This is a genomic window from Pseudoalteromonas sp. Isolate6 (genome assembly GCF_022398435.1).
Lineage (GTDB): Bacteria > Pseudomonadota > Gammaproteobacteria > Enterobacterales > Alteromonadaceae > Pseudoalteromonas > Pseudoalteromonas galatheae.
Map to the genome: position 1 here is coordinate 1 of NZ_JAKEVK010000432.1, position 502 is coordinate 502.

The window sequence follows — 502 nt, forward strand, 5'->3', positions numbered from 1 at the left end:
TAAAGAAATTCAAAATTAAGTGTTGACAAAAAATTGGGAATGCTTAGAATGCACATCCCTCGAAACAACGAAATGTTTCGAAACGTTCTTTAAAAATATGAAGCAATCATCTGTGTGGGCACTCGTACAGATTGAGTTCTAACAGCAGATTCTAGTTCGCTAGATGACGCAAACAAATTTAGAGTCTCAATTGAACTGAGTGACCAACAGAATAAACATAGTTTATTCAGCACAGTCAATTCGATACCGAAAGGTATCAAAATCAGAATTCAATGAGCATGAAACTTAGGTTTCAAAAAAACTTTTAATTGAAGAGTTTGATCATGGCTCAGATTGAACGCTGGCGGCAGGCCTAACACATGCAAGTCGAGCGGTAACATTTCTAGCTTGCTAGAAGATGACGAGCGGCGGACGGGTGAGTAATRCTTGGGAACATGCCTTGAGGTGGGGGACAACCATTGGAAACGATGGCTAATACCGCATAATGTCTACGGACCAAAGG

The 502-nt window shown here is 40.3% G+C and carries 1 rRNA gene; it reads left to right on the forward strand.

Going from position 1 to position 502, the window contains the following annotated elements:
* Nucleotides 1-305: 305 nt before the first annotated feature.
* A 16S ribosomal RNA gene (locus L1D50_RS23345) occupies nucleotides 306-502 on the forward strand; the annotation flags it as partial.